Below are 23,621 nucleotides of genomic sequence, written 5' to 3' on the forward strand. Positions count from 1 at the left end.
GGCGCAGACCGACTGGTGCAGCCAGCCGCTGGCGATGAAGGCGCTGGTGGTCCAGACGGCCAAGGACCGTGCCAAGCGGCGGGTGGTGATCCGCACCACGGCCTTCGACGGCACCCTGCCACGACCGAAGAAAAAATCCAGTATGCTGCGCCTTACCTGTTACCCGTAACCTGCAACGGCATCCCGCAGTGTGCAAAGGGGTGCGGGAGCCCAAGGCTCCCGCACCCCTTTTTTTCGCCGCAGGCTGACTTGCGTCTCGCCGAGAGAAACGGCACGCAGACGGTATGACTTACCAGGACATTCTTTACGAAAAATGCGATGGGGTTGCGTGGATCACCATCAACCGGCCGGAGCGCCGCAACGCGTTCCGAGCGCAAACTGTGGATGAAATGATCCATGCATTTCGCGATGCCTGGGCCGACGAGGGCATCGGCGTTGTCGTGCTCACTGGCGCTGGCGACAAAGCCTTCTGCTCGGGTGGCGACCAGAAGGAACGCGGCCCCTCCGGCTACGCCGGACGCACAGGAATTGGGCTCAATGTGGCCGAGCTACACAGCGTCATTCGCAACATCCCCAAGCCGGTGATCGCCATGGTCAATGGCTACGCCATCGGCGGGGGTCACGTGTTGCACGTGGTCTGCGACCTCACGATCGCTGCGGACACCGCCATTTTCGGACAGGTCGGACCGCGCGTCGGCAGCGTCGATCCCGGCTTCGGCACAGCCTATTTGGCGCGCATCGTGGGGGAAAAGAAGGCACGGGAGATTTGGTTTTTGTGCCGACAGTATAGTGCACAAGAAGCGCTGGCCATGGGGCTGGTCAACAAAGTGGTTCCGGCGAGCGAGTTGCGTGCCGAGGTGGAGCGCTGGTGCCAGGAAATCTTGAGCATGAGTCCGACCGCACTGAAGCTCGCCAAGCAGTCCTTCAATGCCGACACGGAACACATCAATGGCATTACCGAGCTTGGGTTTGCGGCATTGGAGCTCTACTATCAAACCCCCGAATCGCAGGAGGGCCTCAAGGCCTTTCTGGAAAAGCGCAGGCCAAATTTTCGCGCTGCCCGAAAGCGCACGTAAGTAATGGGAGCGCCTCGCAAAGAGAGCGTGTTTGCGAAGTACACTCGTGGCACTCTCCTAACGGTTCACCAGCCTGCAAGAAGGAGGCACCCACGAAAGTTCGCATGAGGAAATCGCACGCAAAACGGCAACGACGGTCACCAATGAACAACAGGGAAAGTGCAGGGGCAGCAGCCGCCCGCCGGTCGCGGCGCCACGCCACCCTCGAGGATGCCATTGAGCTGGCTGTTCGTGCGCACCGCGGTGCCACGGACAAGGCGGGCGCTCCATACATTCTGCATGTCTTGCGGGTGATGCTGGCGGTAGAAGGAGATGTTGCGCGCATGGCGGCTGCGTTGCACGACGTGGTCGAGGACACGAGCTACACGCCCGACGACTTGCGCAGGCTCGGGTTCCCGGTCGAAGTCGTCGACGCGGTGGACGCGCTCACCCGCCGCCCAGGCGAACTTTACGAAGATTTCGTACGGCGTGCGGCTGCCCACCCGATTGCTCGTCAGATCAAGCTCGCCGACTTGGAGGACAACATGGATATCCGCCGCTTACCGCACCTGCGCGAGGCTGACCTCGAGCGGCTCGCACGCTACCGAGCCGCATGGGAGATCCTCGCCAGTGCCAAGCCCGCCGACCACTCTTCTCCGGCGCCCGCTTCCCTCAGCTCTCCGCCACGCCAGCGGGGGAAGCGAATTCGCCAGTAAGGACCAAGTCGTTGCGGTGAATGGCCTCGTCGGTGCCCTTGTATCCCAACACCATCTCGATTTGGCTCGTGTGCAAGCCGCGAATGCGTTCGAGCTCGCTAGCGGCGTAGTTCACGAGTCCGCGAGCAAACTCCTCGCCCGATTCGGTTACGCAACGCACGCAGTCCCCAGCATCGAATTTGCCTTCGACCGCACGAATTCCCGAAGGGAGCAAACTGCGCCCCTTGAACACGACCGCTTCGAACGCCCCGCGGTCGACCGTGATTGTGCCTGCCGGACGGAGCGTGTAGGCGATCCAGTGTTTTCTCCGTTGCAACCGATCCGCCCGCGGCAAGATCAGCGTTCCCACCCGCACGCCCGGATCGAACACGCGGAGTAGCGTGCCCGGCTGCAAGCCGCTCGCAATCACAGTAGGAATGCCGGCGTGAGCCGCCTTGCGCGCCGCCGCCAGCTTGGACGCCATGCCACCTGTGCCTAAGGGGCCTTGGCCGTCCACCACAATGGAGGCGGTGCGCCGCGGGTGTGCAATCAGCTCCACCAACTTTGCCGACGGGTCGCGCTGTGGGTTGTTGGTGAATACCCCCTCGACGTCACTCAACAACACCAGGAGATCGGCTTCGACCAAGCCGGCAACCAATGCGGACAAGTTGTCGTTATCGCCAAAGTTCCGTAACTCTTCCGTGACCACCGTATCGTTTTCGTTGGCAACCGGAAGAATGCGCGCCTGCAGCAGTTCCTGCAAAGTGTGGCGTGCGTTGAGGTATCGGCGGCGCGAAGCGAGATCATCGTGCGTCAGAAGAATTTGCGCTACTTGCACTCCGCGCTCGGCCGCGTAGCGCTTGTAAAGCGCCATCAAGTCGATCTGTCCCACGGCCGCCGCCGCTTGCCGCTCTGGAATCGAACGTGGCCGATGACGCTTGCCCATACGCGCCATTCCCGCAGCCACAGCGCCTGAGGTCACCACGACCACAGCGATCCCACGCTGGTGGAGCGCGCAGATGTCGCTTACCAGCGAAGCGAGCCGTGCCTCGTCAATGCCGTCGGCGCCAGAGAGAATGCTGCTGCCAATCTTCACGACAGCACGGCGCACCTGCCGGAGCCACTGTTGTTTGGCAGCTAGTTGGTCCGTCATGCCGGCAACTCGGGCTGCGGAACGTTGGCGTCGGTGTCGTGAGGTGCCTCCGCACAGCGGAGCTCGCGCCAGCGCTGCCCGACAAGTTTCATGAGCGCTTGCACGCCTTCCCCTGTGGCAGCCGAGATCGGGTGTACCTCGATACCCCGTGCAACGAGCCGCCGCTCTACCTCAGCGAAGCACCGCCGGGCGCCGTTCAAGTCGATTTTATTCGCCGCCACCATTTGCGGCTTCCGCGCCAGGCGAGGGTCGAAGGCAGCGAGTTCGCGGTTAATCTTGTCGAAATCCTCCACAGGGTCGCGCCCACTCAGACCTCCGACATCCAAAACGTGCAATAAGAGCTTCGTCCGTGCCACGTGGCGCAGAAAGCGATCGCCTAGGCCCTGCCCCTGATGGGCGCCCTCGATCAGACCGGGAAGGTCAGCCAACACAAAACTCAAGTCCTCATCCGCCCGAACAACACCCAGGTGAGGAACGAGGGTGGTAAACGGGTAATCGGCCACCCTAGGCCGCGCCGCTGACACGCGGCGGAGCAAACTCGACTTGCCCACGTTCGGAAAGCCGATCAAACCCACGTCGGCCAACAGTTGCAGCTCCAAACGGAGCCGACGCTCTTCGCCAGGCGTGCCGGGCTGGGCATACCTCGGTGCCTGATTGGTCGGCGTGGCGAAATGCATGTTGCCTTTCCCCCCACGCCCACCTCGCGCCACCACGACCCGCTCCCCTGCTTTTTGAAGATCGGCAAGAAGCTCACCCGTATCGGCGTCGTACACCAAGGTTCCACAAGGCACCCGGGCCACGACGTCCTCTCCACGCTTGCCGTACTGTTGCTTCCCACGCCCATGCTCCCCCCGTTTGGCGCGGAGTTCGGGCTGAAAGCGGAAGTCCAGCAAGGTGCTCAGGCCTTCGTCCGCAACCAGCACCACATCCCCCCCGTCGCCCCCATCGCCACCATCTGGCCCGCCCCTAGGGCGATATTTTTCGCGGCAAAAGCTCACGCACCCTCGCCCGCCATCGCCGCCGCGCACGTAGACTTCTACCTCGTCGACGAACTTCATGACCGCGCTATCTTAGCGTTCCGACCGACTTGCCGAAACGCAGCGTGCGGCAGCAGCCTTTTGTCGCAGGCCGAGTTGCGTGATTTACGCGGGAAGCACGTGCACTTGCCGCCGGTTCCGGCCCATGCGTTCGTAGTGCACGATGCCGTCGATCTTCGCAAACAAGGTGTAGTCGCGGCCCATCCCCACGTTTTGCCCGGGGTAAATCTTGGTGCCCAATTGGCGCACAAGGATGTTCCCTGCCTTAGCCCGTTGGCCGGCAAAGATCTTCACACCGCGACGTTGCCCCTGGCTATCCCGACCGTTGCGTGTACTGCCCTGTCCTTTCTTATGCGCCATGGCTTCACGCTCCCACTTGGATGGATGTGACCCGGATCTCCGTGAATGGCTGCCGATGGCCGTACCGGCGCCGATAGTTCTTCCGGCGCTTTTTCTTGAACACGAGGATTTTCTTTGCCTTGCCCTGGCGGACAACCCGCGCAATCACTTTTGCTCCGGGCACCATCGGCTGACCTACCTTGAGGCCACTCGCATCGCTTGCCACCAGCACCTCGGAGAATTCGATGCTACTACCAGGTTCTGCCTCGACCTTCTCGATGCGCAGGACTTCACCCGGTGTTACCCGGTACTGCTTCCCTCCGGTACGGATTACAGCGTATTCCATGGGCAGGTCTCCCCGAAACGAGCGAAGCGCTCTTGATAGACGAGGCGCCAGGCTTTGTCAACGCGGCCTTCCCTATCAGCAGCGCGCCGCACAGCGGGAGCTGAGGTTCTAAGCGAGCCAGCCTCAGACGTCCAGTTTCGCAGTGGGTTCCACCGGAGCGGTCCGGGCATGAACGCGGCGAACCGACTGCTGCGGTGGAGTGCTCGGTCCACGGAAGCAAGAGAACCCCTCGGCCGCTCCTGCACATCTACCCCGAGCCTTCAGCCGTGGGCTCCCCAAGGAAACGCCAGAGTCGCACGTCGGCGCAGGCGACGCGGCCCGATTCTTTGCTAAACAGGAGTTCATGCCCACGATCGCTCTCGACGCCATGGGAGGGGACCATGCGCCTCATGAAATTGTGAAAGGCGCGGCCTCGGTGAGCCTGGAAACGCAAATTGACGTGATCCTCGTGGGCGACGAACGGCAAATTCAAGCGGTGCTCGACCGGGTTCAGTACCGTCCCGAACGCCTGCAGGTGCGACACACAGAGCAAACCATTGGCATGGCAGAAGAGCCGCACGAGGCGGTGAAGAAGAAACCACGATCCTCTTTGCTCAAAGCCATTCAGCTGGTAGCCGAAGGCGAAGCTGATGCCGCGGTGACTGCTGGAAACACCGGCGCTGCTGTGCTGGCCTGTGCCCGGCATTTCCGCCCACTTCCAGGCATCCGGCGGGCCGGACTCGCCTCGGTATACCCAAGGCAAACGGAGTACCCGGGGCAGGACCAGCTCGCCTTGCTGCTCGACGTCGGGGCCACGATTCGCTGCGAGGCGACGGAACTCGTGCAGTTTGCCATCATGGGAAGCGCGTACGCGCGGCGAATCTCCAAAGTGCCGAGCCCGCGCGTGGGTCTCCTCAACATGGGCAGCGAGGAGAACAAGGGCGGCGAGACCTTGGTCGAAGCTTACCGCCGCCTGAGTCGGATTGCTGGACTGAACTTTGTCGGCAACATCGAGGGTCATGAACTGATTAAAGGCAGGGCAGACATCATCGTCACCGAAGGTTTCACTGGCAACGTGGTGTTGAAGCTTCTGGAAGGCATTGCAGATAGCCTCAGCGACCTCGCGGGCACGGCAGCCCGTGAAAGCTGGCGCTACCGGCTCGGGCTCCGGGTGCTTGAAAGTGGGCTCGAGCGACTGCGGAGCCTCACGGATTACACAGCTTACGGCGGGGCGCCCATCCTCGGTTTCGAGCACCTGCTGATCAAGGCCCACGGGCGGTCGCAAGCTCGCGCCGTGAGTAACGCGGTGAAAGTCGCGGCCAAGGCTGTACGCGACGGTGTTGTCCGGGAGATTCAAGCGACACTGGAAAGCTTATAAAAACCGGCGTCATGGCAGCCCCGACCGCAAGCTTTCCGATTGTCTTCCGCTGGGACCTCGACAAAACCTACTTGCGCAACGAGTTCGACAGCCTGCGTGACCTCGTCAAGATTCCGTTCGAGAAACCGGAAGACAAGGTCACCGTACCCGGCGTTGTCGCCCTGATCCGCAACCTCCGCCGCGTTGCCCGCCAGCACCGGCGGGAGGTCCGCGTGTTTTTCATTTCCGCAAGCCCGCCGCAAATTGCCAAAGCCATCAAAGAAAAGCTCGCCCTCGACGGCACCGAATACGACGGCATCACGTTCAAGAACCAACTCCAGCACATCATGCGCGGGCGCTTTCGCAACTTGCGGGAGCAAGTGGGTTACAAGCTCACGGTCCTGTTGCGCCAGCGGAGCGAATTCCCCTCTGAGGCGCGCGAGGTACTCTTCGGGGACGATTGGGAGTCCGACCCCATCATTTACTCGCTGTACGCTGACATTGTCGCCGGCCGGCTTTCCGCAGAGGATTTGCCGGTGATTCTGAACCGCATCGGCGTCGATCCCGAGCTTATCGCGGAGGCACGGCAGCTTGCGTCCACTATGCTTCTTGGCGAGGTGGTCGAGCGGATTTACATCAACCTCGAGCGTCGCTCGCCCCCGAAACTCTTCGAGCCTTTTGGCCCTCGGCTGATTCCGACCTTTGACTACTTCCAAAGCGCAGCGTGCCTGTATCAAGACCAACATCTTGACATTCAGGGCGTGGCCGAAGTGGCGCATGCTGTCCTGCTCGAGGCTGGGCTTACTCCTCGCCAGCTTGCAAACTCGCTCGCCGATATTTGTCGCCGAGGGTACCTGCATCCGCAGGTTCGCGAGGTGCTCGAGTGGGAACTCACGCGGCGAGAGATCTTGCCGCGGCCTCGGCAGCAGAGCCTGCTCACACGGTTCCGCTCGTGGGTTCAGGCGCGAAGCGGTCGCGCCCGCGCCCTCCCCCGCCCGTTACCGCCGCGCCAGCCAGACATCGACTATCTGGCGCTCGTCGAGCACTGGCAGCAACGGCACATCCAAATCGAGAGAGAGGCAATGTCCTGAGCAAGAGGAAATCGGAAATGACCGCAAGCAAGCTTTACGTGGTTTTGGTTACGACGGCGAGCCTGGAGGAAGCAACCAAGATCGGGGAACACTTAGTCTCCGAGCAGCTTGCCGCATGCGTCAACATCGTCGGTCCGATTCGCTCACTTTACTTGTGGGACGACAAGCTCAACAACGACAGCGAGTATTTGCTGATCATCAAAGCGGGCGCAGAAAATTACGCCGCGCTCGAACAGGCAGTGCGCGAGCGGCATTCCTACCAGGTGCCGGAAATCCTCGCGCTTGAAGTTGCCGGGTGCTCACCGGCTTACCTCCAATGGGCCCTCTCCGCGCGGCCCAAATCGCCAAACGCGTAAAGCCTGCAGTTTGGGCCGGGCCGGAATCCCGTTCCCCGAGCCGGGATTCCGCACCCGGTCCCACCACCACCCGGCGGGCGAGTGGTGGCCCCCCTTCAGCCCCCAGGCCGTCAGAGCTTGCGCAAACTACTCGCTGTTGGTTCCCTCCCCTCGATGCGCAAGCCACCGGTATCGGCAAGAGCGGCAATCTTTCGCTGCACGGGATGCTTGCGGGCAATTTCGAGCTGCTTGATGCGAATTCGGAGGTTATTGGCACTATCCGCATTCGCCAGGGCTTGCTCTTCAGAAATTCGGCCTTGTGCGTAGAGGTCGTACAGTGCTTGATCGAACGTCTGCCCGCCTTCCTGCGTGCTATTCTCCATCGCCTCCTTCAGCTTATCGATTTCGCCGCGCTTAATGAGTTCTTTCACGTACGGAGTATCGACGAGGATCTCCAACGCCGCCACACGCTTGCCGTCAACTCCGGGAACCAGCCTTTGCGAAATGATGCCGCGCAAGTTGAGCGAAAGCTGCAGGTAAATCTCCGGGTGGCGCGAAGCGGGGAAGAAATTCATGACCCGCTCGATTGCTTGGTTCGCATTGTTGGAGTGCAGCGTGGCCAGGCACAGATGACCCGTTTCCGAAAAGGTGATGGCCGCTTCCATTGTTTCCACGTCACGCACTTCGCCAATCAAGATCACGTCCGGAGCCTGTCGCAAGGTATTCCGCAGTGCTTCGTTGAACGAGACCGTATCGAAGCCCACTTCTCGTTGGCTCACGATGCACTTTTTGTGCGGGTGAATGAACTCGATGGGATCCTCGATGGTGAGGATGTGCCCAGTGGAGTTTTCGTTGCGGTAGTCGATCATGGCCGCAAGCGTGGTCGACTTGCCCGAGCCGGTCGCTCCGGTCACGAGCACGAGCCCACGGCGGCTCATGGCGATGTCTTTGAGAACGGGTGGTAACCCAAGCTCATCTAACGTGGGGATCCGGGTTTTGATTTGCCGGATCACCACCCCAACGACGCCTCTCTGGCGGTACACATTGATGCGGAAACGTCCGAGCCGGTCCGAGGCAATCGCTAAGTTCATCTCCAATTTTTCGTCGAACTGCGCCCGCTGCCGTTCGCTCATCAGCGAGTGCGCAAGGAGCTCCACCTCCCGGGAGGTTAGCGGTGTGGTGCCGTACGGCTGGTTGAACCCCTCCACACGGAACATCGGTGGGCTGTCGGCCGTGAGGTAGAGATCCGAGGCATTCCGCGCCACCATCTCGGCAAGCAGCTCGCGGATATCTGGCATCGCTACCGACCTCCGTGACTAGCGGCCGAGGAAGGGCCGCGAGGCCTTGAGCGGCGAGCTCGCGCGCGCTTCCGGGCGCGCGCCCGTCGTCTCCGGTCCGAAGAGATTCGGCGTCAACGTGCGCGACTGTGCCTCTTCCTTCGTAACGAGTCCGCGCGCCACGAGATCGAGCAACGCCATGTCGAGCGTTTGCATGCCCCAGGCCTGGCCTGTCTGCAAAGCCGACGGGAGCTGATGAATCTTGTTTTCCCGGATTAGATTGCGCACCGCCGGCGTGCCAATGAGAATTTCCAGCGCCGCAATCCGGCCACCGGTTTTTTTCTTCACCAACGTTTGCGTGATGATCGCCTGAATGGATTCGGCAAACATGGCACGAATCTGCCCCTGCTGGGCTGCCGGGAACACGTCGATAATTCGGTCCACCGTTTTTGGCGCACTCGAAGTGTGCACGGTGGCGAAGACCAAGTGCCCGGTCTCGGCAGCCGTGAGGGCCAGAGAAATCGTTTCCAAATCGCGCATTTCGCCAACGAGAATCACGTCGGGGTCCTCACGCAAGGCCCCGCGCAACGCAGCGTTAAAGGACATCGTGTGCGGACCCACTTCACGCTGGTTTACGAGACACTTCTTCGAGCGGTGCACGAACTCAATCGGGTCCTCAATCGTGAGAATATGGCCCTCGTAGGTCTCGTTGATGAAGTCGATCATTGCCGCCAGTGTGGTGGATTTTCCTGACCCGGTCGGGCCGGTCACCAACACGAGGCCCTTTTCTTTCTTGCAGATCTCTTTGATCACGGGCGGCAACCCCAACTCGTCGATCGTCATCACCTTCGTTGGGATGGTGCGGAAGACAGCCGCCTCGCCCTTGCGGGTGCGGAATACGTTGACACGAAACCGCGCCACTTCCCCCAACTCAAAGGAGAAATCCACATCGTTGGTTTCCTGAAATTGTTTGCGCACCGCATCGGTCATGATGTCGAACACCATGCGGTGCACCTCGTCGGGCGTCAGCGGCGGATGCTCGATCCGCTTCATGTCGCCATGGATGCGGACCATCGGTGGTTCGCCGGAGGACAAATGCACATCCGACGCGCCTTCGCGGTGGGCAAAGGTTAAGAGCTGCGTAATGTCCATCGCCATACGGGCTACCTCACAACCAACGCCGCCTGCTGGCCTGCAAGCACTGCGCCAAATGCACCGCCCCACCATCACCTTCCGCTATCTCATGGCAAGGGACAGTCTTTGTTATCTGCGCAGCATGGGAAACCCGCCAAACTGTCAACTCAGTAACGTCGTCCTGCCAGAGTTTGTCCGCGCACTGCCGCCGAACGGCAAAGTGCCAGCTTTTGACACCACCCGACGGAGGATTCACGCTGGCTGCAGCGATGCCAGCATGACGCTCATGAGAATATTGCTGAACCCGTGATAGAAGGCAGGCACGAGCAGATTCGTTGTGCGGGCCCAAAGCCATCCGTAGAGCAGGCCGGGGAAGAACACAATCAGTCTTCCGGGGCCACCGTTAAACACGTGGCACAGCGCGAACAGGGCGTTGGCGTACAAAAGGCCGGGCCCGCACCGGGCACCGAACCACTGCCAGCGTCGTGGCCACACTCGGTCGAACTCCGTTTGCATGTACGCTCGAAAGAAGAACTCCTCGGAAAGGCCGACTCCGAGCAAGTGATCCGCTGCAAGCCGAGCAAAATTGTCCGGCAGGCGGAAGGAAAATTGCTGCCCTTGGTACCAAACTCCGAAGCCGTAGTGCCCCACCAGGTAAGGAACGAACACCAGCATGAGCACTGCCGCGTGAAAGCGCAGTCCGGGGATTCCCTCGAGCGTAAGGCCGAAGGCGTCCAAGTCGCGCTTGTTCCAAAGCAGGTACAGGAGCGGAACGAAAATCCACACGGCTGAAATGTGCGACCACAACGCCAGGGGTAAGGCGATCGCGAGCAGGAGAAGCGCGGCGAGCGCAGGGCGAAAGCGAGTGGGTACGGAACTCACCGGCTGTCCTCGACTCGAACGATCACTGGAATGACCCCGAGGCGTTCCACCCTCCGCGCGTGGGCGCGGGCCTCCTCGTGGCGGCGGAAGCGCCCTAGCCGAACACGGTAGTACGTTTGTCCGTTCAAACGCCACGCTTGTACCCGGACCGTAGAAAATATGGGCTGCAGAGTACGGCGAAACCGTTCGGCGTCACTCCGCCTGGCAAAGGCGCCGAGCTGTATGCTGTACACCGCTTGTCGGATCACTGGCTCCTCGAACCCAAGGACTTCCAACCGCACGCGTGCCGTGCCCGGACCGATAATTCCGAGCACACGGGCGGCCGCATACGAAAGATCGATGATACGCCCGCGAACGAAGGGGCCGCGGTCATTGACCCGCACTTCGACCTGCCGTCCGTTATCCAAGTTAGTCACCAAAACGCGTGTCCCCAGTGGAAGGCTGGGGTGTGCGGCTGTGAGGTCGTATTGGTCGAACACTTCCCCACTTGCGGTCTGGTTGCCATGGAACCCCGGGCCATACCATGAGGCTATTCCTTCTTGCCTCGCGCCGACACGCGGCTCGATGGGCGGCCGTGGGCGGAACCAGCCGCACCCGCCAACCAGCACCACCAACCCAACCACCAACGCACCGTGCAGCGCTTTCCGCATTGCCACGAGCGAGGATCAACCACTTCCCGCAACGGTCAGCCTGCCAATCAAGAGCGTGGGGGCAGCCACGCTGCGCCGCAATTCGAGATCGCTGCCCACCGCCTCGATCTGCGCCAACATGTCGCGCAAGTTGCCGGCGATCGTCACCCCTTCGACAGGAAAGGTGAGTTCTCCATTCTCGATCCAAATTCCACTGGCTCCCCGCGAGTAGTCACCAGTCGTTAAGTTTACGCCGAAGCCAATGAGGTTGGTCACGTAAAAGCCGCGCGAGACCGAACGAATGATCTCCTCCGGGGCTACACTGCCTGGACAGAGGAAAAGGTTCGTTGGCGCTGCGGCTGGAGCGGAGCTTACCGCGCGACTGGCGTTGCCCGTGCTCCTCGCAAATCCCAACCGCCGCGCCGCGTATGTATCGAGCAAGTACGAACGCAGGTAACCTTCCTCCACAACACACGTGCGGCCTGTGCCCACTCCCTCGGCATCGAAGGGTTTCGAGCCAATTCCCAGCGGAATGCGGCCATCGTCGATGATGTTCACGAATGAAGGGGCAATGCTCTCCCCGAGCCGGCCGGCGAGGAACGAGGTTCCCCGATGGATCGACTGGCCCACCACGGCCTGGGCCAAATGCCCGAGCAGGGAGGCTGCCGTTTCCGGATCGAACACCACGGGAACTTGGCACGTGGCCACACGCCGGGCATCGAGGCGGCGAAGCGCTCGCTCCGCAGCCCTCCGCCCTACCTCCTCTGCGGCTGCCAGCCGATCGCGCCGGCGTGCCACGGAGTACCAGTAATCGCGCTGCATTCCATCTGTGCCTTTGGCTACAGGAACCACGGAAATGCTCATCAAGCTGTGTTTGTAGCTGCCTCGGAAACCCGCAGTGGAGGCGTAATAAAGCTCGACCGCGTCGACCGAGCACTCGGCTCCCTCCGAGTTCACGATGCGCGGGTCATAGGCCAAAGCGCTCTCTTCCGCTCGCTCTGCGATCGCACGAGCTTCCTCGGGGGTCACTGCCGCGATTTGCGGGTCGAATAACTCCAGATTGGGGTAGGTGCGCGTCAAGCTTTCCTCCTCGGGAAGGCCCGCGTAACGATCCTCGACAACCACTTTTGCCAACGCGCACGTGGCGGCAGCAAACTCCCGGATCCCGCTCGAGGTAAGATCCGAGGTTGACGCTACCGCACTGCGGCAACCGATGAACACACGGAGGCCGAGCCGCTTTTCCTCAGCCTGCGTTACCTTCTCCAAACTTCCGCGGCGCACACCCACTTGTAATTCTCGCCCGCGGACAGCCACCACATCCGCGGCGGTGGCACCGCTGGCCGCCGCACTCTCCAACGCTAGTTCTGCAACTTCTGCAAGAGATACACGCATGGCTCAACCCTGCGGCTTGGTGCCACCGACCGTAAGCCCGTCGATCCGTACCGTGGGAAGCCCCACACCAACGGGGACAGACTGTCCGTCCTTCCCACAGGTGCCAATGCCTTCGTCCAAAGCGAGGTCGTGGCCAACCATCGTGATGCGCTTGAGTACCTCAGGGCCGTCGCCAATCAACGTGGCACCCTTTACCGGGCGAGTCACTTTCCCGCCCTCGATCAGGTACGCCTCGCTGGCAGAGAACACGAACTTGCCGTTCGTAATGTCGACTTGTCCGCCCCCAAAGTAGACGGCGTACAAACCGCGGTCGACGGAGCGAATAATTTCCTCCGGGTCGTGCTCCCCGGGAAGAAGGAATGTGTTCGTCATCCGCGGCATCGGCGGGTGAGCAAACGATTCACGCCGACCGTTCCCCGTCGGCCGCATTCCCATCAACCGAGCATTCAGCCGATCTTGCAAGTACCCCGTGAGCACCCCCTTTTCGATCAGCACCGTGCGGCCGGTGGGCGTGCCCTCATCGTCGACGTTCAGCGAGCCCCGGCGATTGGGGATGGTACCGTCGTCGACCACCGTGCACAGCGGGGAAGCCACCACTTGACCGAGACGTCCGGCAAATGCCGACACTCCCTTCCGGTTGAAGTCGCCCTCCAAACCATGCCCCACGGCTTCGTGCAACAAAATCCCCGGCCAGCCTGGCCCCAGCACGACGATCATTTCCCCTGCCGGAGCATCGACCGCACCGAGATTCCGAATGGCCTGCTCCGCCGCTTTTCGCGTGAACGACAAATAGCGATCGTTCTCCAGCAAGTACTCGAACTCCACCCTCCCCCCACCGCCGTAACTCCCCTGTTGGCGATTGCCCGATTCCTCAGCAATGCACGTCACCTGCATGCGGACGAGCGGCTGCACGTCGCCAACAACCAAGCCATCCGCTCGCGCGATGAGGATCACCTTGTGCTCCACCACAATGCTGGCGAGCACGTTACGGATGCGATGGTCGAAGCGCCGGGCATACTCATCCACCCGAGCGAGCATACGCACCTTCTCATCCGGCGGCACTTCGATTGGAGCTTGCTGCAACGGGTAGAGATCATGCCGAGGTCGCTCGAACCGCACCGCCACCGACTGCTCTTCTCCCCCCTGCCAAGCAATCGCCTCCGCGGTGCGTATCGCCAGCCGCAGGCTTTCCAAGGTCACATCGTCTGTATGCGCGTATCCAGTCTTGTCACCGACGACGACGCGGGCCCCGACTCCTTGCGATACAGACCTTGTGGCCGACTTGACCAATCCATCCTCGAGGCTCACCGCTTCGAGGCAGCGAAACTCAAAGTACAAATCTGCATCGTCACAACGGCGACGCAGCGCGCCGCCGACCCCTTCCTCGAGCCAGCGGCGCTCGATTCCTAGCTCTTCGAAGAAGAACTTTTGCGGGTCTCGCGCTCTCAAAATCAAACTCGTACGCCCAGACATACATTTTCCAGCTTACCGGCCCCGACCATGCCGAGCAAATCGGGATGGCGCACCGTTGAGATCTCCAGGTCCGGTCCGAACGGGATCAGGGCCCCTGCGCTCGAGGTGGCGGGCAGGCAGTGGCCCGTTCGCGGTGCAGCACGAGTTTGGTAACCGGTTCCCCCAGGGTGGGAGCCGAGCCCAACTCCCGCCCTCGGGTCGTCGACCGCGCGGCGGGCGTGAGGGCAGGCTGAGTTAAAAATAAACCGTGAGCCCGCCCCGCGCCCAGAAAGGATTGCCAGGAGTGAAGTGAATATCGGGTGGCGGATCCTCGTGCGTACCTTGCAACCCCGGTCGGATGGAGCAAGGCGTACCGGGGTGGCGGGCCGGGTCTTGCAATTCTCCCAAGAGGCAGGACGTGTCGGAAAACTGCGCCTCGCGCCAGTCGCGATCGAGCAAGTTGAGCAGTGCCAACGAAGCCTCGACGTTCTTCCAGCGATAGCGGGCGAGAAGGTCGAGCAACGTGTAGCCACGGGCAGTCAGCGAACGATCCTCGATTGCGGGGCGATCGCCGAGGTACCGAACGCGCAATGCAGTTTCGAACCCCGCCAGCGGGTTTAGGGTGATTCCCCCATTCATCAGTAGCGTGGGGGCAAGAGGCACCGCTTCTCCGGTGTCGCGAAAACGGGGATCGGCATAGGCCAAGTCGTAGTCGACAAAAAGCCAGTCCATGGCTTGATAGCGTGTCTCGAAGTCGACACCCCAGCGCCGCGTTTTTCCTGCCGGCTCGAAGGTGCCCCCGGCCCCGATTTGTTGGTTCCCGGCGTCACCCGAAAACACCAACTCGCTATCCAAATCCAACAACCAAAGAGCTGCAGCCAAGTCGATCCGGTCGAATTGGCGCGTGCGCGCACCCACTTCGTAACCGAGGGAACGGGTCAGTGGGCTCTGCAACGGACCCGCTAGCATGGGGTAATTTTTGGCCAGCAACGCATTCCGTGCATCATTGGAGTGAAACCCCATTCCGAAATTGAAGTAGATGTCGGTGTTGGCAACCGGGGAAATAATTAGATTCGCCTTCGGGCTGACGATGGAGTCGGTCACATTGCCGCGAATCCGCACCGCGCAAAAGTTCGGATCGTTCTGTCCTACGCACTCCTCGGTCAATGGATTCAACAAGCCGATTCCTGCTGGCAATCGATCTCGACCATCGAAGAAAAACACATCGCCGCGAAGCCCTGCCTCCAAGCGCACCCAATCGGTGAAGAAAACCTGCTGGTCCAGAAAGCCACTGACCGACCGCTCCTCCACAGCGACAGCATTCACGGTAAAAAACCTCTGCCTCCGTACCTGCCGGTGGAGATGCAGGTGAACGTGGTCGTGCCTGGTTTCCACCGCAACCCGGGTGCGTAACGGAACATCGTCCCAGAGCGGTGCGAACCAGTAGCGAACGAACTGCAACCGACCGCCGTAAAGCACACGGCTGTCGTTTTGCTCTATGCCGTCGCCCGGCAGGTAAAATTGGCGGGGATCCGGGGGTTCGGCGGCAACGTCCACAACTTGCCCGTTCCGCTCCACAAAGCGCAATCCGGTATCCTTGTAGAAGGTAAAGTTCGAAAACAGCGCGAGCTTGTAGCGCTGGCCCCAGATTCTCGCGCTCCACTCTCGATCCCCCTGCGGCGCATAACGCCACAGCAGATTCAAAAACTCGCGATCCGTTTTCCCCCCCTCGCTAGGGTCGATGGCATCGAAGCGATTGAAGGGGCGCGCCGAAGCTTGCGAGTCGAGGTCCAAGGGTGCAAGCAGCAAGCGCCCAGCTCGCACCGCACGCAGCGGGATTTGCCCCGATGCATCCCAATCACCGGCGTACACTCCACCCGTGACTGCGATCTCCTGCCCCGGGGCCCACTCGCGGCCAAGTTTGGCAAACAAGTTATAGCGCGAGTAGTTTTGCGGGTTGTCAAAGGGCCCATCAGTGAAATAGGCCTGCGCCGCCAGCAGGCTTTTCCAGTCGCCCAGCTTCGGGGACGCACCCGCCACGTAGCGATGGGTATTAAAGGATCCCCCCTCTGCGTAGGCGAATGGCTGCGGAAACTCGTCGCGCGTGACGATTTGCAAGGCCCCGGCGTTGGCAAAATCGCCGAACTCGGGGAAGTACGGTCCTTTGTAAAGCTGCAAGCGCTGGATGGTTTCGGGGATGACGAAGTTCACGTCCGCGTACCCCTGCCCGTGCCCGTGGGAGACGAGGTTGACCGGCATGTCGTCGACGAACACGGCAAAGTCGGTCCCATGGTCTCCATCGAAGCCACGCACCAGCCACTGCGGGGCTTTGCCGCCCCCCTGATGTTGGGCCACAACCAACCCTGGCACATTGTTCAAAATCTCCTGCAACGTCCCGTGCGGCCGCAAAGCAAAATCGCGCGCGCGAATTTCTTCCGACGATGCAGAACTCAGCGGCTTCCGCGCTTGCACGATCACCGAGCCGAGATCCATCGTTCCGCGACCGCTTTTCGACTCTCTCCGTTTCCCTTCGCCACGGGGTTCCGTTTGCCTCTCCTCTTGTTGTCGGTTCTCGCCCTCGCTCTCGGCTAAGGCAGTCGCTTGCGCCCAGCCATTGCCGATACCGAGGACAAACCACACTCCGCCTAGGACACACCACAACCGAACGAACAGCATTCGATCCTCCGCCTTCACACTCACCCTGCACCAACCGGACGGATGGTGCGGTCGGCCAAAGGAGGGCCGCTGCCCAAGCAGCAACCACTCCCTACCCTTTGCCTTACGCTGTGAGTGCGGCGAACGGCGGACTGCGCGAACGAAGCGAAACCCGAGCGCCCGGAAGCCGCAAAGGCGGCGGGGAAACAACTGGATGGGCACACAGGTCCAGCGCGAGTGTTGCCAGGGGAAGCGCTGGCAAACTCGGCTGGACTGGCGAGAATACGTGAATGTGTGGCCCCACGGCTCGAGGCCCCTGGCGCCACGCAGGTTCCGCGGCCCCCTGCCGCTCGCGGCCGTGGGCCCACCAGTCGACGGGCGTGTCGTCGCCAGCAAACGGCAACTCCGCTTCCTGCCGCTCGCCGGCGGAGAACCTCCAGCTCCAACTCAACAGCGAGAGATGGACATGGGGACGATCTTCGCCGCGGTGGCTATGGGCCACCATTCCAACGGGTGGCCCCAAGGAGGAGAGCGCGAACAAGAAGACGAGGAACGACCCTGCCGTGCGCTCGCTGCACCGGCGCCTCATCGACACCGACCTCCTGGCCTGCACGGCTCCTCCATTGGGCGACAACCTTGGGACTCCCGTGACCCGGCTCCACGCCTACACCAGCCTGCACGTGTAGACAACCTGGTGCCCTCGAAACACTGCCGACGAACCCTCGAGTCCGCTTGTCGAAGGTTTGCCAGCGGTGGTACACGCTGGAGCATGATTAAAACCATCCTCGTCGGGCTCGACGGCTCCGAGCATGCGCGTACGGCCTCGCGTTACGCGCTCTGGCTCGGGCAAAAGCTCGAGGCCACCGTTATTGGCCTACACGTCGTGGACATCGTTTCCATCGAAGGATCCTTCTTCCACGACATTTCGGGTTCGCTCGGGTTCGAGCCGTATTTGGACTTTTCCTCGAAAATGCGGGAGGTTTTGCACGAACGTGGCAAGGCGATTTTAGAGGAGTTCCGCGCGCGAGCGGTGGACGCTGGGGTGCGGCACGACACCATCCTCACTATGGGCATCGTACCCAACGAACTTGCCGACGCGGCAAAAACGGCAGACCTTGTGGCCATTGGCCACCGCGGCGTGAACGAGAAGTTTGTGACCGGATTGCTAGGCAGCACCGCGGAAAACGTCACGCGGCGGTCGCCGAAGCCGGTCCTCGTTTGCCCGTTACAATTCAACGAAATCGGCAACCCGCTGCTCGCGTACGATGGCAGCCAACGGGCAGCGGCAGCCATGCACTCTGCCGCGGAATTTTGCACCGTGCTCCGGCTGCCCCTAACGGTGCTGACCGTGCACCGCGACGAGGCCACCGGGCGGAAAATTCTCCAGGAGGCGAGCACTTATCTGAAAGCGTACTCCATCGAAGTCAAACTCGAGCTCCAACAAACGGGGAACGCTCCCGAACGGATCGCCAATTACTTGCGCGAACACCGGCACGACTTGCTGTTCATCGGCGCTTACGGTCACAGCCGCATCATCGAACTCGTGCTCGGGAGCACCACGGAGTACGTGCTGCGCAACGCCAGTTGTCCCGTGTTCCTGCACCGATAAGAGGAGGGGTTATGGAACGCCAGCAGTTTACGATCGAGGATGTCCGCGCTTTGGCCAAACGCCTCTCGAACTGGGGCCGCTGGGGCGAAGGCGACGAACTCGGCACCCTCAACTTCATTACGCCGGAGAAAATCGTGCGAGCCGCCAGCCTGGTGCGCCGCGGGCGGGTGTTTTCGCTCGCCATCCCGTTCGACGCGCAGGGCCCGCAAACCGGCTTCGCCGGGCGCGTGAATCCACTGCACTACATGCTACAAGACGGCGGCGACATTGCCTCGGGAGCACAAGACTTCATCCCGGGCCTGCGCTACTGCGATGACGCGATCACCATGCCCCTGCAGTGCGCCACGCAGTGGGACGCCCTTTCGCACATCTTTTTCGACGGCAAGATGTACAACAACCGCGGCCCCGAATGGGTAACGAGTAGCGGAGCCCGCGCGAATTCCATCGATAAGCTCAAGCAAAGCATCGTCTCCCGTGGCGTCCTTCTCGATGTTCCACGTCTGCTCGGCAAGCCTTGGCTCGAAGCCGGCGAAGCCATTTACCCGGAACAACTCGATGCTGCTGCGGAGCGCCAAGGTGTGGCGATCGAGCGTGGGGACATCATACTCGTTCGCACGGGCCAACTGGCACAGGTACGCGCGCAAGGCAGTTGGGGTCAGTATGCTGGCGGCCCCGCGCCGGGCCTCAGCTTGCGTTGTGCGGAGTGGTTTGCGACGCACGAGATCGCGGGCTACGCCACCGACACCTGGGGCACCGAGGTGATTCCCAACGAAACCCCCGATTGCTTCCAGCCGCTGCACTGTGTGGCCATCGTGCACATGGGCATGCTCGTCGGGGAAATTTTCGATCTCGAGGAGCTTGCCAAGGACTGCGCGGAGGATGGCGTTTACGAGTTCCTGTTCGTAGCACCGCCGCTTCCCATCACCGGGGCCGTCGGCTCGCCCGTGAACCCGCAGGCCATCAAGTAAGGTGCTGCTGGCGGCGGTCTCCCTCAGCCCGCAAACGCAGGCAGAACTTCTTCGACAAAGAGCTGCAAGCCTTCTCGGTCGAACGGTGCCCGGAGGGCGACAATGACCCAGTCGGCACCCGCCTTCTGGTACTCCCCAACGCGATCGATCACCTGAGGGACGGTTCCCACCAGCATCCCAGGTTCCATAAACTCGAGGATCGCGCCGAATTGTTGGCGTAAGCCGTCGCGCTTCCTGGCGAGCTCGGTTTCGTTCCGAGCGATCGCGAGACCGACATTCACCGTGCGGGTGATCTCGGTCGGGTCGCGCTGCAGCTTTTCGCACCACTGCGTCAGCACCGCGTTCTTTTGCGCGAACACCTCCGGGGCGATAAACGGCACGTTCCACCCATCGGCGTATTGTGCGACGATTCGCAACAAACGCCGCTCGCCCATGCCGCCGACCCACAAGCGCAAACGGTGCTGCAGTGGCTTCGGCTCACAGCGCGCCTCTCGAAGCCGATAGTGCCGGCCCTCGAAGTTCGACACTGGCTGCGTCAGCAGGGCACGAATCACTTGAATGCCCTCTTCGAGTTGGTCGAGACGATCGCGAATGGGGAGGAAGGGAATGCCGTAAGCGTCGAACTCAATTTGACTCCAACCGGCTCCCAAACCCGCTTCCACGCGCCCTCCGCTAACGTGATCCAGCGTGGCCAGGGCATTGGCCAAGACGGCTGGGTGACGATACGCCATACAGAAGACGAGACAGCCCACCCGCACACGCCGCGTCTCGCACGCCAGCGCGGTCATGATGGACACGGCTTCGAAGCAGCTCCCCTCAGCGTCCTGCGGCGTGATCATCGCGGGGTAAAAGTGATCCCAGATGGAAATCCAGTGAAATCCCGCCGTGTCCGCGTAACGCCACAAGTCGACGAGCTCGGCATAGCTGCAGTTTTGCGGACCCGTGTGCAACCCGAACCGCATAGTTCCCCTCCTTCGAAGACTAGGCTTTCACCAAGAGCAGTAACCCGAGCAGCACGGCCAAGGCGGCCAAACCGACCCGCCGAAAGAACAGCGGCTGAATCACAGTGTGATCCGAGGCAATGCTGCGCACAGACTCAGCCGGCAAGCTGCCGCCGGTGACTTGCTCCACGATCTCCAAGCAATCTCGCACCATCACTTCACGAAACGCCCGGCCGAGCTCGGCCGAAGCCACCGCGGGCGTTCCTTTATAAGTGACCGCCGGGCCTGCATAGCCGTACCGTGCGTTCAGGAGCCAACCGATGCTGCCTGCTAAGCCGCCAATCATTTCGCGGAGCTTTTCTCCAGAAAGCCCCTTGCACTCGCGGCGCGCAATCCACCACTCGCCGAACCGCACCAGTGGGCCCCACTTCGGCGGTTCGTCACGCTGCAAACTCTGCCACGTCGGTTCAACAGTCTTAACGTCCGCAGCCAATTGAAAAGCGGTTTCCCAACCGCCTGCATGTTCCCCTGCCAGCAGCCCCTCGCGCTCTTCGGCCGAAAGGGCACGGCCTAACACGGCCTCCACTTCGGCGAAGCGCTGCCCGGAAATAATCCGATGCAAGGCGAGAATCGAAGGCGAAAACACACTCACGCCGTAGCGCCGGCTCATCCGGCGGCACACGTTCTCAATGGCCGCTGCATGGCGCGGCCCTCCATGACCATTCGTGAGGACAATGTATCGGTAACCCGCCTCCACGAGGGAGCGCACCTGATCCCAAAGCAAGCGGTAAAACGTGTGCGGTTTCACGTTCACCGATCCCGGCAACGGCAACTCGTCGGTACCGACGGGCAAGTGCGGGAGGAGAACCACCGTCCAATCCGGATGCGTTTCGGAAAAGCGGCGGGCAGTTTCCTCCGCCATCCACCGCGCCATGAACAAATCCATGCCCACAGGCAAATGGGGGCCATGCACCTCGAGCGCGCTTACCGATTGGAAACAGATTGTTCGACCAAAGTCCAACGCCTGCAATTTCGTGTACGTGAGTTCCTCGCCGCGGATCACTGCCATGGGCTTCTCCAGTCTGGTTCCCTCGCTTCGGGGTCACCTACGAATGGCAGGATACCTAGCCCGTCCGCTACGAAACGAGCAAGGCAGGCCGACGAGTTCGTCCGCACATCGACCCGTAATTTCCGCTTGACCGCCAGGGTGGCCTCCCGTAGCCTCGCGCGTATAGGAGGTCTGATTCCATGACATTTTATCGCTGGCTGATTTCTCTGTTGTGCACTGCTGTCGTCGCGAGTTCGTTGACGGCCACGGCGGACGTGCGTCGCGAAATTCCTGCGCGTCGGCCCTATATCACGGAAATCGGTGAGCCCTACGCCATTTCCCGTGCCGCCCTTGACCGCGAGGCGGCCCGCATGGAGGAATTGCGCCAGTACCTCGACAATTACGGATACCCAGACTACGCCGAGGTGCAAGAAATCCGCCCAGAATGGCCGTGGGATTCGTACGAGGTGCGCCTCTATTACCTGCGGCGCAATGTGGAAGTCGACTTCGGCAGAGCACTCACGCTGCCCGAGGCCTATCCGAACCTTGGCTTGCTCAAATTTTCCGGCGGCATCCCGGCAAGCAAACGATTGCAAATCGAACTGGCACTGAATCCACCGGAAAGCCCTGCAGCACCAGAAGTCACTCGCCAACCAGAGGCTCCGCTTGCGGCGCAACCGCAAAAGCCTTCGTTGGAGGACTTGGTCGCCCGGGTGGAAGCAGCGGCAGACCGTGCAGCAGCCGCCGCTGAAGATGCAGTGCGGCAAAGCGAGGCAGCCGAACGCGCAGCCAACCGCACAGTCGAGATTGTCGATCAACTCCTGGAAATGCAGCAGCAAGGGTCCCGATAGGAAGCGACGTCGCACGAGCAGTACATCGCTGTCTCAATTTTTGCACACTCGATTGACTCGTTTCTGCGACCGACGACGGCACTTCGGGCAAAAACCGCTCGCCTGTGCGATTGGTACGTCGCTTGCGTGTCCCTCCGCCAACGGAGGCAATTATGACAGATCTCGAGGCGGTAAGGTCCAAGTGGGGGGTGGACAAACGGAATTGGACTCGCGAGCGCCAGCAGACGGTGGTTTCCCAACCGCCGGTTGCCGTGCCACGAGCGCCGCAGACCTCCATTGAATGGGCCCTGGAGTACTGGGACGAAGTGTAAGCAGAACAAAGTTCTGCTTGTTCTGTGCCTGGCAGCGGATTAGTATTGCTGACAGCGCTGAAGGCGCGTCGAGATGGTTCAGCGGAAAGCGGCAAGGCGGCGGTTACAACCATCCGAGCGGATCGGTCGGCCAGAACTCAGTGCCGAAGAGCTCGGGAATCTCTTGTGGCTTGCTCAAGAGTCACCGGCACCCGTCGCACGGCGTGCCCAGGTGGTTTTGCTGTGGGCCAAGGGCTGGTCGCTCAATGCGCTTGCGCAGCAGTTCCAGATTGATCGATCAACGGCCCGCCGCTGGGTGCGCCGCTTTGTGCACTTGGGCCTCGCCGGGCTTGCCCATAGCGCTCTCGGGAAGCGCAGGCAGCCCAAGGTGGGGAGCAACGTTCGTGATGCCATCGTGCGCATCGCCATGAATCACCCGCGGGTGGTTGGAGAGCCCTTCGATCTTTGGTCGCTGCGCAAACTCCAGCAGCACATTCTCCGGCGCGGGCTGGTTAAGCAACTCAGCGTCGAGGGTCTGCGCCAACTCCTGCGGGGCATTCCACTTCCGGCGGACTTTTGGCAGCGCAATCGGAGCGCGCCCTTGCGGTTATCCGCAGAGCAACGTGCCGCTCTCGAGCAGTTGCTTACGAGTGCGAAGCCGGAAGTGGCGCGGCGCGCACGGCTGGTGCTGGGCCGCGCGAATGGCTTGAGCGAGTTGGAGATTGCGTCGGCGGTGGGCATAGCTCCTTCTTCGGTCCGGTATTGGCTCCGGCGGTTTCGTGTTCACGGTGTGCTCGGCGTCCAGGCCCCGAGGCGGCCCATGCGTCCGGCCACCTTCACGCCTGAGATCCGCCGCAGCATCCTCGCTGTGACGACGCGGAGCCCTGGGGAATTTGGCGTTTCCCGCCCGCAATGGTCTTTACGAAGCCTACGCCTCGTGCTGCTGCAGCGCGGCGTTGTGAAAAGCATCAGTGTTCAGCATTTGCGGCGGATTTTGTTCGAAGCGGGAATCCAGTTCCCACAAAGCCACGCTCCAGACCAGGGCTCCTTGCCCGCAACCGTTACCCCTTAACGTTCCCGCATCTGTGTTCGGCAAAGGCGTTCTA

At 61.5% G+C, this 23,621-nt stretch carries 23 protein-coding genes and 1 pseudogene; 10 read left to right on the plus strand and 14 right to left on the minus strand.

Annotated features, from left to right (window positions below; all coding sequences use genetic code 11):
* Positions 1–284: 284 nt before the first annotated feature.
* Together menB and N3C12_11730 are read left to right on the plus strand one after the other, a co-directional pair.
* Entirely contained in the window at positions 285–1,076 is a 792-nt protein-coding gene (gene menB / locus N3C12_11725) for a 1,4-dihydroxy-2-naphthoyl-CoA synthase (protein MCX8073104.1), read from the plus strand.
* Positions 1,077–1,219: 143 nt separating this feature from the next.
* Complete coding sequence (locus N3C12_11730; protein MCX8073105.1) at positions 1,220–1,771, plus strand: GTP pyrophosphokinase; 552 nt, start codon at positions 1,220–1,222, stop codon at positions 1,769–1,771.
* Here N3C12_11730 and proB read toward each other — a convergent pair.
* From proB to rplU, 4 genes are all read right to left on the minus strand, one after another.
* A complete protein-coding gene (proB, locus tag N3C12_11735; protein ID MCX8073106.1) occupies positions 1,728–2,903 on the minus strand; it encodes a glutamate 5-kinase in 1,176 nt (391 codons plus the stop codon). The two genes, N3C12_11730 and proB, sit on opposite strands and share 44 nt — an antisense overlap.
* A complete protein-coding gene (gene obgE / locus N3C12_11740) occupies positions 2,900–3,961 on the minus strand; it encodes a GTPase ObgE (GenBank protein MCX8073107.1) in 1,062 nt (353 codons plus the stop codon). Before obgE ends, proB begins: the two co-directional genes overlap by 4 nt.
* Before the next feature lie 84 nt (positions 3,962–4,045).
* Positions 4,046–4,300 carry a 50S ribosomal protein L27 gene (gene rpmA, locus N3C12_11745; protein MCX8073108.1) on the minus strand — a complete coding sequence of 85 codons (255 nt, stop codon included), beginning with the start codon at positions 4,298–4,300 and terminating at the stop codon, positions 4,046–4,048.
* 4 nt (positions 4,301–4,304) lie between these two features.
* A complete protein-coding gene (rplU, locus tag N3C12_11750; protein MCX8073109.1) occupies positions 4,305–4,625 on the minus strand; it encodes a 50S ribosomal protein L21 in 321 nt (106 codons plus the stop codon).
* A 343-nt stretch (positions 4,626–4,968) separates the two neighbouring features.
* On the opposite strand from rplU, the gene plsX reads away from it, so the two are divergent.
* From plsX to N3C12_11765, 3 genes are read left to right on the plus strand one after another with little or no spacing between them, the layout of a single operon-like run.
* Positions 4,969–5,982 (plus strand): phosphate acyltransferase PlsX, encoded by a 1,014-nt coding sequence (plsX, locus tag N3C12_11755; protein ID MCX8073110.1) that lies wholly within the window; start codon positions 4,969–4,971, stop codon positions 5,980–5,982.
* An 11-nt stretch (positions 5,983–5,993) separates the two neighbouring features.
* Positions 5,994–7,052, plus strand: a complete 1,059-nt coding sequence (locus N3C12_11760) for a hypothetical protein (GenBank protein ID MCX8073111.1) — start codon at positions 5,994–5,996, stop codon at positions 7,050–7,052.
* Positions 7,053–7,069: 17 nt separating this feature from the next.
* A complete protein-coding gene (locus N3C12_11765) occupies positions 7,070–7,408 on the plus strand; it encodes a divalent-cation tolerance protein CutA (protein ID MCX8073112.1) in 339 nt (112 codons plus the stop codon).
* A 110-nt stretch (positions 7,409–7,518) separates the two neighbouring features.
* Here the strand turns inward: N3C12_11765 and N3C12_11770 are convergent, their stop codons facing one another.
* From N3C12_11770 to N3C12_11805, 8 genes and pseudogenes are all read right to left on the minus strand, one after another.
* On the minus strand, positions 7,519–8,685 hold the full coding sequence (locus tag N3C12_11770; GenBank protein MCX8073113.1) for a PilT/PilU family type 4a pilus ATPase: 1,167 nt from the start codon (positions 8,683–8,685) through the stop codon (positions 7,519–7,521).
* An 18-nt stretch (positions 8,686–8,703) separates the two neighbouring features.
* Positions 8,704–9,816: a type IV pilus twitching motility protein PilT gene (locus tag N3C12_11775; GenBank protein MCX8073114.1), complete on the minus strand. Its 1,113-nt coding sequence runs from the start codon at positions 9,814–9,816 to the stop codon at positions 8,704–8,706.
* 234 nt (positions 9,817–10,050) lie between these two features.
* On the minus strand, positions 10,051–10,680 hold the full coding sequence (locus N3C12_11780; protein MCX8073115.1) for a CPBP family intramembrane metalloprotease: 630 nt from the start codon (positions 10,678–10,680) through the stop codon (positions 10,051–10,053).
* Positions 10,677–11,216 (minus strand): annotated as a pseudogene (locus tag N3C12_11785) (septal ring lytic transglycosylase RlpA family protein). Before N3C12_11785 ends, N3C12_11780 begins: the two are co-directional and overlap by 4 nt.
* Positions 11,217–11,345: 129 nt before the next feature.
* Positions 11,346–12,701 (minus strand): metallopeptidase TldD-related protein, encoded by a 1,356-nt coding sequence (locus N3C12_11790; protein MCX8073116.1) that lies wholly within the window; start codon positions 12,699–12,701, stop codon positions 11,346–11,348.
* Positions 12,702–12,704: 3 nt separating this feature from the next.
* Positions 12,705–14,174, minus strand: coding sequence for a metalloprotease TldD (gene tldD, locus N3C12_11795; GenBank protein MCX8073117.1), 1,470 nt, complete (start codon positions 14,172–14,174; stop codon positions 12,705–12,707).
* A gap of 234 nt (positions 14,175–14,408) precedes the next feature.
* Positions 14,409–16,829 carry a TonB-dependent receptor gene (locus N3C12_11800; protein ID MCX8073118.1) on the minus strand — a complete coding sequence of 807 codons (2,421 nt, stop codon included), beginning with the start codon at positions 16,827–16,829 and terminating at the stop codon, positions 14,409–14,411.
* A gap of 103 nt (positions 16,830–16,932) precedes the next feature.
* Positions 16,933–17,397, minus strand: coding sequence for a hypothetical protein (locus tag N3C12_11805; protein MCX8073119.1), 465 nt, complete (start codon positions 17,395–17,397; stop codon positions 16,933–16,935).
* A 180-nt stretch (positions 17,398–17,577) separates the two neighbouring features.
* On the opposite strand from N3C12_11805, the gene N3C12_11810 reads away from it, so the two are divergent.
* Both N3C12_11810 and N3C12_11815 read left to right on the plus strand, forming a co-directional pair.
* A complete protein-coding gene (locus N3C12_11810) occupies positions 17,578–18,417 on the plus strand; it encodes a universal stress protein (GenBank protein MCX8073120.1) in 840 nt (279 codons plus the stop codon).
* A gap of 11 nt (positions 18,418–18,428) precedes the next feature.
* Complete coding sequence (locus N3C12_11815; protein MCX8073121.1) at positions 18,429–19,385, plus strand: cyclase family protein; 957 nt, start codon at positions 18,429–18,431, stop codon at positions 19,383–19,385.
* Between the two features lie 23 nt (positions 19,386–19,408).
* Here the strand turns inward: N3C12_11815 and N3C12_11820 are convergent, their stop codons facing one another.
* Together N3C12_11820 and N3C12_11825 are read right to left on the minus strand one after the other, a co-directional pair.
* Positions 19,409–20,347: a TIGR03560 family F420-dependent LLM class oxidoreductase gene (locus N3C12_11820; protein ID MCX8073122.1), complete on the minus strand. Its 939-nt coding sequence runs from the start codon at positions 20,345–20,347 to the stop codon at positions 19,409–19,411.
* A gap of 19 nt (positions 20,348–20,366) precedes the next feature.
* Complete coding sequence (locus N3C12_11825) at positions 20,367–21,395, minus strand: creatininase family protein (protein MCX8073123.1); 1,029 nt, start codon at positions 21,393–21,395, stop codon at positions 20,367–20,369.
* 179 nt (positions 21,396–21,574) lie between these two features.
* Here N3C12_11825 and N3C12_11830 point away from each other — a divergent pair, with 179 nt between their 5' ends.
* The 3 genes from N3C12_11830 to N3C12_11840 all read left to right on the plus strand — a co-directional run bounded on the left by N3C12_11830 (position 21,575) and on the right by N3C12_11840 (position 23,587).
* Complete coding sequence (locus N3C12_11830; GenBank protein ID MCX8073124.1) at positions 21,575–22,225, plus strand: hypothetical protein; 651 nt, start codon at positions 21,575–21,577, stop codon at positions 22,223–22,225.
* A 152-nt stretch (positions 22,226–22,377) separates the two neighbouring features.
* On the plus strand, positions 22,378–22,536 hold the full coding sequence (locus N3C12_11835) for a hypothetical protein (GenBank protein MCX8073125.1): 159 nt from the start codon (positions 22,378–22,380) through the stop codon (positions 22,534–22,536).
* Between the two features lie 73 nt (positions 22,537–22,609).
* Complete coding sequence (locus N3C12_11840; protein MCX8073126.1) at positions 22,610–23,587, plus strand: helix-turn-helix domain-containing protein; 978 nt, start codon at positions 22,610–22,612, stop codon at positions 23,585–23,587.
* Positions 23,588–23,621 lie beyond the last annotated feature (34 nt).

This window comes from Candidatus Binatia bacterium (assembly GCA_026415395.1).
GTDB lineage: Bacteria > Desulfobacterota > Binatia > HRBIN30 > HRBIN30 > HRBIN30.